The 8,559-nt window shown below is 58.4% G+C and carries 7 protein-coding genes and 1 riboswitch; of the genes, 6 read left to right on the top strand and 1 reads right to left on the bottom strand.

Features of this window, described 5'->3' with window-relative positions:
* The 3 genes from ALO43_RS15420 to astE all read left to right on the top strand — a co-directional run.
* A partial coding sequence (locus tag ALO43_RS15420) for an N-succinylarginine dihydrolase (protein ID WP_162235592.1) occupies positions 1-772 on the top strand: 772 nt, incomplete at its 5' end.
* Between the two features lie 61 nt (positions 773-833).
* Entirely contained in the window at positions 834-1,121 is a 288-nt protein-coding gene (locus ALO43_RS15415) for a hypothetical protein (protein WP_005889899.1), read from the top strand.
* A gap of 11 nt (positions 1,122-1,132) precedes the next feature.
* On the top strand, positions 1,133-2,140 hold the full coding sequence (gene astE / locus ALO43_RS15410) for a succinylglutamate desuccinylase (RefSeq protein WP_024670850.1): 1,008 nt from the start codon (positions 1,133-1,135) through the stop codon (positions 2,138-2,140).
* 144 nt (positions 2,141-2,284) lie between these two features.
* Here astE and ALO43_RS15405 read toward each other — a convergent pair whose 3' ends face one another.
* Positions 2,285-2,797, bottom strand: a complete 513-nt coding sequence (locus tag ALO43_RS15405) for a 6,7-dimethyl-8-ribityllumazine synthase (RefSeq protein WP_054997756.1) — start codon at positions 2,795-2,797, stop codon at positions 2,285-2,287.
* A 126-nt stretch (positions 2,798-2,923) separates the two neighbouring features.
* A riboswitch (FMN riboswitch) is annotated at positions 2,924-3,090 on the bottom strand.
* A 213-nt stretch (positions 3,091-3,303) separates the two neighbouring features.
* Between ALO43_RS15405 and ltaE the strand changes: the two genes are divergently transcribed.
* From ltaE to ALO43_RS15390, 3 genes are all read left to right on the top strand, one after another.
* Positions 3,304-4,308 (top strand): low-specificity L-threonine aldolase, encoded by a 1,005-nt coding sequence (ltaE, locus tag ALO43_RS15400; protein WP_024689779.1) that lies wholly within the window; start codon positions 3,304-3,306, stop codon positions 4,306-4,308.
* A 144-nt stretch (positions 4,309-4,452) separates the two neighbouring features.
* Complete coding sequence (gene alaS / locus ALO43_RS15395) at positions 4,453-7,077, top strand: alanine--tRNA ligase (RefSeq protein ID WP_054997759.1); 2,625 nt, start codon at positions 4,453-4,455, stop codon at positions 7,075-7,077.
* A gap of 90 nt (positions 7,078-7,167) precedes the next feature.
* The gene (locus tag ALO43_RS15390; protein WP_005889913.1) at positions 7,168-8,400 is read left to right on the top strand and encodes an aspartate kinase; all 1,233 of its coding nucleotides are present in this window, start codon (positions 7,168-7,170) and stop codon (positions 8,398-8,400) included.
* Positions 8,401-8,559: the final 159 nt, after the last annotated feature.

Here is an 8,559-nt window from a genome sequence, read left to right as displayed (position 1 = left end):
ATTTTTTGTGTTTGGCCGCAGCGCCTTCGATACACGTTACCCGGCGCCGCAGAAGTACCCGGCTCGCCAGACCCTTGAAGCGTCACGAGCCGTCGCTCGTTTGCACGGTTTGCGCGAAGAGGGCGTTGTCTATGGGCAACAGAACCCCGCGGTCATCGATCAGGGCGTGTTTCACAACGATGTGATCGCAGTCGGCAATGGCGACGTGCTGTTCTATCACGAGGACGCCTTCCTCCATACCGGGCAGATACTCGGTGAGCTGCGTGAAAAGCTCGGTCGGGCAGGCGGGCAATTGCGGGCTATCTGCGTGCCGCGGGCCGAGGTGTCTGTTCAGGATGCAGTGCGCTCATACCTGTTCAACAGTCAGCTGTTGTCACGCGACGATGGCTCGATGTTGCTGATTGTGCCGCAGGAATGCCAAGCCAATGCCAATGTCTGGAGCTACCTGCAACGGCTGGTGGCCGACCAAAGCCCGGTGGCCGAGGTCAAGGTGTTCGACCTCAAGCAAAGCATGCAGAACGGTGGTGGGCCGGCGTGCCTGCGCTTGCGCGTGGCGCTTAACGAAACCGAGCTGGCGGCGGTGAACCCAAGCGTGATCCTGACCGCTCCGCTGTATCAGACGCTAACCCAATGGGTCGACAGGCATTACCGTGACCGCATGAGCGAAAACGACCTGGCCGACCCGCGATTGCTCACTGAATGCCGGACGGCATTGGATGAACTGACGCAAATCCTTAAACTGGGTGCCGTTTATCCGTTTCAACTGAATTGAAACATCTTGCGTGTCGGGCAACGTCCCGATGCACGATTTCCTTTATAGAGAGCATTTCCATATGAGCGACGCCCTGCAACTGATCCTTGAAGACACCGATGGCACCCAGCTGGAAACCTCCTGCACCCGCGTTGCCGTGATCTGGCAGGGCAAGGAACTGTGGATTCAGCAAGACGGCCGTGGCCAGTTGCTGATCGGCGTTGACGTTGAAGAAGGCGATGCCGAATACGCCAATCTGCTGTTGCGCCCGCTGGCCACCAACCTGGTCAGCCTGCAACTGGAGATGGAACCAGCCGACATCGGCGCCGAAGAAGACGGTCACGTCCACGGTCCTGACTGCAATCACTGAGGAAGCACACCATGATCGCCCTCGGCAAACTGCTTGAACTGACCCTGGCTGGACGTGAGCCGGCGGAGAAGACTCAACTGACCGTCGAAGGCGTGCGCATGCGATGGCTGAGCGAAGGCGCCCTGGAGGTCCGTCCGCCAGAGGCGCGTGACAATGGCACCGACCTACTGCTGTCAGCCGGCATTCATGGTAACGAGACTGCCCCCATCGAGCTGCTGGACGAACTGATCCGCAGCATCGCACGCGGCGACCTGAAACCGCGTGCACGTATTCTGTTTCTGTTCGGCAACCCGGATGCCATGCGTCGGGGCACGCGGTTTGTCGAGCAGGACGTGAACCGGCTGTTCAACGGTCGTCACGAACAAAGCGGCGGCGCGGAAGCCCTGCGCGCTTGCGAGCTGGAGCGGCTGGCCGCCAGCTTCTTCAGCCTGCCAGACCGTTATCGGCTGCATTACGACCTGCACACCGCCATTCGTGGCTCGAAGATCGAGCAGTTCGCGCTGTACCCGTGGAAAGAAGGCCGCCAGCACTCCCGCCGCGAACTGGCCCGGCTGCGCGCAGCAGGGATGAGTGCGGTGCTGTTGCAGAACAAGCCGTCCATCGTGTTCAGCGCCTATACCTACGATCAACTGGGTGCCGAGGCCTTCACGCTGGAACTGGGCAAGGCCCGGCCCTTCGGCCACAACCAGCAGGTTAACCTGGCGCCGCTGCGTTTGCGTCTGGAGCAGATCATCGAAGGCACCGAGCCGGAAGCCGATGAGAACCTGGAAGGCTTGCAACTGTTCAGCGTCGCCCGGGAAGTCATCAAGCGCAGTGACGCGTTCACGTTCAACCTGGCGGATGACGTGGAGAACTTCACCGAACTTGAAAAAGGCTACGTGTTGGCCGAGGACGTGAGTGATTCACGCTGGGTGGTGGAAGAAGAGGGCGCAAGAATCATATTCCCCAACCCGAAAGTCAAAAACGGCCTGCGGGCGGGGATTCTGATTGTGCCTGCCAGTGCTGAAGCGCTTGGCTGACTGAACGCTTCACGCTTTCCCGCGATTATAGTAGGAGCGGACTTGTCCGCGAACTACCGGGAACTGGCAGCAAAACCAGGCACCTCGGTGTATCAGGCCCAGCCGAGGTGCCCCGGTTCTCCGCGCATCTGCAGGTTAGATACTTCAGCAGGCCGCTTTTTGCTGGGTTTCCAGGCGGCGCAGGCTGCGGACCTTGTTCAGAGTATCCGCGCAGGTCTTGGCTGCTTCTTCGCCTTTATGTACGAAGTGATCGAAGAAGAACTTCAGATGCTCTTCACCTGCATGGAAGTGGTGCGGCGTCAGGACCACGGAGAAAACCGGTACTTCGGTTTCCAGCTGGACCTGCATCAGTGCGCTGACCACTGACTGCGCGACGAATTCGTGACGATAGATACCACCGTCCACCACCAGTGCCGCGCCGACGATGCCAGCGTAACGGCCGCTATTGGCCAGCAACTTGGCGTGCAACGGGATTTCAAAGGCGCCACCGACTTCAAAGATGTCGATGTCACTTTCGGCGTAACCCTGGTTAGCCATTTCGGCGATAAAACCTTTACGGCTCTGGTCGACGATATCCTTGTGCCAGCAGGCCTGAATGAAAGCGACGCGTTCGTTTGAATGGCTCTTGCTTTTGCTGTCGATTGCGGTTGGTTGCACGTGTTCTGACTCCTGTTTATAGAAAAAACAGGGCATTTGGATCGAAAGGGATTCAAGTCACGTAGGAAAGCCTCCTGAACGATGTCGTTCATGATGAGGTTTTGCAGACGTTATTGTAGACACCAATCCCGCTCTCTCTTCATCCGGACTATGACCGTCGGCCCCGGAATCACACCGGGTCTGCTGACCTTGTTGGTCGCCGGCCAAAGCCGCGACCCCCAAGCGCTCGCGGGCTAGACGCATTGCGCGCCATTACCGCCGGTGGGGAGTTGCGCCCCGCCCTGAGAACGTTGCCGCCACTTTACGTGGCCGGCGCAGGATTTTTATCACAGATCGTTCGATCATGCATGGACACTTTCGTACGGTACTCCTGCCTTTTTCTTATAAGGACGCGGAGTATCGAGAGTCGCAGCGCTTGATTATCATGTGCCTCAGCCTCAGTAATGCCTTGTTGCAAGCCAAGCGTTGCATGCATTATCGATTTTCGAATTTCAGGGAGCTTTTTTGTGACTGTCATCGATTTGCGCAGCGACACAGTGACTCTGCCTACGCCGGGTATGCTCGACGCCATGATCAAGGCGCCTGTGGGCGATGATGTCTACGGTGAAGACCCCACGGTCAATCTGCTCGAGGAGACGCTCGCTGAACGCCTGGGGTTCGATGCTGGCTTGTTCGTGCCGTCCGGCACCATGAGTAATTTGCTGGCACTGATGGCGCACTGTGAGCGCGGCGACGAATACATCGTCGGTCAGCAGGCCCATACTTATAAATACGAGGCCGGTGGTGCAGCAGTGCTGGGTTCAATTCAGCCGCAGCCACTGGAAGTGCAGGCTGACGGTTCGCTGAACCTGCAGCATGTACTCGATACCATCAAACCGGATGATTTTCACTTTGCCCGCACGCGTTTGCTGGCACTTGAAAACACCATGCAGGGCAAAGTCCTGCCGCTGGAGTATCTGGCTGCAGCGCGCGCGTTGACCCTGGAAAAAGGCCTGGCGCTGCACCTGGACGGCGCCCGTCTTTACAACGCAGTGGTGAGGCTGGGCGTCGATGCTCGAGAGATTACCCGGCATTTCGACTCCGTTTCGGTGTGCCTGTCCAAAGGCCTTGGTGCGCCGGTCGGCTCCGTACTGTGCGGCTCGCAGCCACTGATCGCCAAGGCACGCCGCCTGCGCAAAATGGTTGGCGGCGGTATGCGCCAGGCTGGCGGCCTTGCCGCTGCCGGGCTGTACGCTCTGGATCATCAGGTCGAGCGGCTGGCTGACGATCATGCAAATGCAGCGCTTCTCGCCGAAGGGTTGAGCGGGCTGGGCTACAGTGTCGACCCTGTTCAGACCAATATGGTCTATGTGCAGATCGATGATCATGCCGCCTCACTCAAGGCGTTCTGCGCCGAACGCGGTATCGTGCTTACCGCTACGCCGCGGTTGCGTATGGTCACCCACCTGAATATTTCGCGTGCGCAGGTGGCGCAGGTCGTCGATGCATTCGCTGCGTTCAACCGCCCATGACATGCCGGGCGTCAAGTTACTTGTTTCTATCGCACAAACACACTGTACCGAGGGCGCAACGCCTATATAATGCGGCCCTTTGCCGTCGCAACGTCCTTTGACGTTATGTACTTGCCTCTGGCCGCAGTCTCCGTGGAAGAACCTATGAAAAGCGCAGAAATCCGTGAAGCCTTCCTTGGCTTCTTCGAAGAGCAAGGCCACACCCGTGTCGCTTCAAGCTCCTTGATTCCGGGCAATGACCCAACCCTGCTGTTCACCAACGCAGGCATGAACCAGTTCAAGGATTGTTTCCTGGGCCAGGAAAAGCGCGCCTACACTCGGGCCGTGACCAGTCAGAAATGCGTGCGTGCCGGTGGCAAGCACAACGACTTGGAGAACGTCGGCTACACCGCCCGTCACCATACTTTTTTCGAAATGCTGGGTAACTTCAGCTTCGGTGATTATTTCAAGCGCGATGCCATCACCTACGCCTGGACCTTTCTGACGTCCGAAAAGTGGCTGAACCTGCCCAAGGAAAAGCTCTGGGTTACCGTCTACGCGACCGATGACGAAGCCTACGATATCTGGACCAAAGAGATCGGCGTGCCTGCCGAGCGCATGGTTCGCATTGGCGACAACAAGGGCGCGCCGTACGCCTCCGACAACTTCTGGACCATGGGTGATACCGGCCCGTGCGGTCCTTGCAGCGAAATTTTCTTTGATCACGGTCCGGAAATCTGGGGCGGTCCTCCAGGCTCGCCGGAAGAAGACGGCGACCGTTACATCGAAATCTGGAACAACGTTTTCATGCAGTTCAACCGCACGGCTGATGGCGTGCTGCATCCGCTGCCCGCGCCTTCGGTGGACACAGGCATGGGCCTTGAGCGTGTCAGTGCCGTTCTGCAGCACGTGCATTCCAACTACGAAATCGATTTGTTCCAGAGCCTGCTGGCTGCGTCGGCCAAGGCCATCGGCTGCAACAACGAAAACCAGGCTTCCCTGAAAGTGGTGGCGGATCATATCCGCTCCTGCGGTTTTCTGATCGCCGACGGTGTGCTGCCGTCCAACGAAGGCCGTGGCTACGTGCTGCGCCGTATCATTCGTCGCGCCTGCCGTCACGGCAACAAACTGGGTGCCAAAGGCAGCTTCTTCTATCAGATCGTCGCCGCGCTGGTTGCCGAGATGGGCTCTGCCTTCCCTGAACTGGTGCAACAGCAGTCGCACATCGAGCGCGTTCTGAAAGGCGAAGAAGAACAGTTCGCCAAGACTCTGGAGCAAGGCTTGAAGATCCTCGAGCAGGACCTCGCCGAGCTGAAAGGGACCGTGGTTCCTGGCGAAGTCGTGTTCAAGCTGTACGACACGTATGGCTTCCCGATGGACCTGACCGGCGACATCGCCCGCGAGCGCAACCTGACCCTGGATGAAGAAGGCTTCGAGCGCGAAATGGACGCCCAGCGCGTGCGCGCCCGCTCTGCCAGTTCGTTCGGCATGGACTACAACAGCCTGGTCAAGGTCGACGTAGCCACGCAGTTCACCGGCTACTCTGCAACCACTGGCAGCGCCACTGTCGTCGCCCTCTATAAAGAAGGCCTGTCGGTCACGCACCTGAACGAAGGCGAAGAGGGCGTGGTGATTCTCGACTCCACGCCGTTCTACGCCGAATCGGGCGGCCAGATCGGTGACAGCGGCTTCCTGCTGGCCGGTGATGCACGCTTCGACGTCAGTGATACCACTAAGACCGGCGGTGCGTTTCTGCACCACGGTGTTGTGGCGTCCGGCAGTCTGAATGTTGGCGCTCAGGTGGAAACACAGGTGGCTGATGAGGTTCGCGATGCAACCGCATTGAACCATTCGGCCACTCACTTGCTGCACGCTGCATTGCGCCAGGTACTGGGCGATCACGTTCAACAGAAAGGCTCGCTTGTCGACAGTCAGCGCCTGCGCTTTGACTTCAGCCACTTTGAAGCGATCAAGCCCGATCAGTTGCGAGCGCTGGAAGATATCGTCAACACCGAAATTCGCAAGAACACGCCGGTAATGACAGAAGAAACCGACATCGAAACCGCCAAAAAGAAAGGTGCGATGGCACTGTTTGGTGAAAAGTATGGCGACAGCGTTCGTGTACTGAGCATGGGCGGCGAGTTCTCCGTCGAGCTGTGTGGCGGCATCCATGCCAAGCGTACAGGTGACATTTCGCTGTTCAAGATCGTCAGTGAAGGCGGCGTTGCTGCCGGCGTGCGCCGTATCGAAGCGGTGACCGGTGCTGCAGCCCTGGCTTGGCTGAACTCGGCCGAAGATCAACTCAAGGAAGCCGCGACGCTTGTCAAAGGCAATCGCGACAACCTGCTGGATAAGCTGACGGCGGTGCTTGAACGTAATCGCCTGCTGGAAAAGCAACTGGAACAACTGCAGGCCAAGGCAGCCAGCGCAGCCGGCGACGACCTGTCGTCTGCCGCGAAGGATGTCAAAGGGGTCAAGGTTCTGGCCACGCGCCTGGATGGTCAGGATGGCAAGGCGCTGTTGGCGCTTGTCGACCAGTTGAAAAACAAGCTCGGCCGCGCAGTGATCCTGCTCGGCAGTGTTTATGAAGACAAGGTTGTCTTGGTCGCAGGCGTGACCAAGGACCTGACTGGCCAACTCAAAGCCGGTGATTTGATGAAACAGGCGGCCGCCGCCGTCGGTGGTAAAGGTGGTGGTCGTCCTGATATGGCTCAAGGTGGTGGTGTCGATGCGAGCGCGCTGGATGCAGCACTGGCCCTGACCGTTCCTTTTGTAGAGCAGGGAATCTGAGTCGAATCCGCGGGCCTGCCGGATGACGACAGGCCCTGCATGATTCGAATGTCAATGGATGCTCTTAACGGGTTTTGAGGCGGCTTTGAGATGGCTTTAATCGTACAAAAATTTGGAGGCACCTCTGTTGGCTCTGTCGAGCGCATCGAGCAGGTGGCCGACAAGGTCAAGAAATTCCGCGAGGCGGGTGACGATCTGGTGATCGTACTGTCGGCCATGAGCGGCGAAACCAATCGCCTGATAGAGCTGGCCAGGCAGATCAGCGAACAGCCGGTTCCTCGTGAACTGGACGTGATCGTCTCTACGGGCGAACAAGTCACCATCGCCTTGCTGGCGATGGCGCTCATCAAGCGTGGCGTGCCAGCGGTGTCCTACACCGGTAATCAGGTGCGTATTCTCACCGACAGCGCGCACAACAAGGCGCGCATTCTGCAAATCGATGACCAGAAGATCCGCTCCGACCTCAAGGCAGGTCGTGTGGTAGTGGTCGCCGGTTTCCAGGGCGTCGATGAGAACGGCAACATCACAACCCTGGGGCGTGGCGGTTCTGACACCACCGGTGTGGCCCTGGCGGCGGCGCTGAAAGCCGACGAGTGCCAGATCTACACCGATGTCGATGGTGTCTACACCACTGACCCGCGTGTGGTGTCGCAGGCTCAGCGTCTGGACAAGATCACGTTCGAAGAGATGCTGGAAATGGCCAGCCTCGGCTCCAAGGTGCTGCAGATCCGTGCGGTCGAGTTCGCCGGTAAATACAACGTCCCGCTGCGCGTTCTGCACAGCTTCAAGGAGGGGCCGGGCACCCTCATTACCATTGATGAAGAGGAATCCATGGAACAGCCGATCATTTCCGGCATCGCGTTCAATCGCGATGAAGCCAAGCTGACCATCCGTGGCGTGCCAGACACCCCCGGCGTGGCGTTCAAGATTCTCGGCCCGATCAGCGCGGCAAATATCGAAGTCGACATGATCGTGCAGAATGTCTCGCACGATAACACCACCGATTTCACCTTCACGATCCACCGCAACGATTATCAGGCGGCACTGCAGGTGCTTGAAGCGACCGCGCGCGAAATCAGCGCACGTGAGGTTTCCGGCGATACCAAGATTGCCAAGGTGTCTATTGTCGGTGTCGGCATGCGCTCGCACGCAGGTGTCGCGAGTCGCATGTTTGAAGCTCTGGCCAAAGAGAGCATCAACATTCAGATGATCTCCACGTCCGAAATCAAGGTTTCTGTGGTCATCGAAGAAAAGTATCTGGAGTTGGCTGTGCGCGCGTTGCACACGGCATTCGAGCTGGATGCTCCTCGGCAGGGTGACTGATGCTGCCGCCGAAGGGTGCGGTCTAATCGCGTCTTTCGGATACTGCGCAGAGAGGCTGATGTTTTCTCTGCGCAAGTCGATACACAGATAATGGCTATGGCATTTTGCTACTGGCCATTGCCTATTGGTTTTGCAGACTGTTGTCCCTGAATAAAGGCG

It is taken from the genome of Pseudomonas tremae (assembly GCF_001401155.1).
Lineage (GTDB): Bacteria > Pseudomonadota > Gammaproteobacteria > Pseudomonadales > Pseudomonadaceae > Aquipseudomonas > Aquipseudomonas tremae.
This window is presented reverse-complemented; position numbering and strand designations above follow the sequence as displayed.

Coding starts and splice junctions, on each gene's coding strand:
- astE (WP_024670850.1), top strand. CDS start 1,133: ATGATCGCCCTCGGCAAACTGCTTGAACTGACCCTGGCTGGACGTGAG.
- alaS (WP_054997759.1), top strand. CDS start 4,453: ATGAAAAGCGCAGAAATCCGTGAAGCCTTCCTTGGCTTCTTCGAAGAG.
- ALO43_RS15415 (WP_005889899.1), top strand. CDS start 834: ATGAGCGACGCCCTGCAACTGATCCTTGAAGACACCGATGGCACCCAG.
- ALO43_RS15390 (WP_005889913.1), top strand. CDS start 7,168: ATGGCTTTAATCGTACAAAAATTTGGAGGCACCTCTGTTGGCTCTGTC.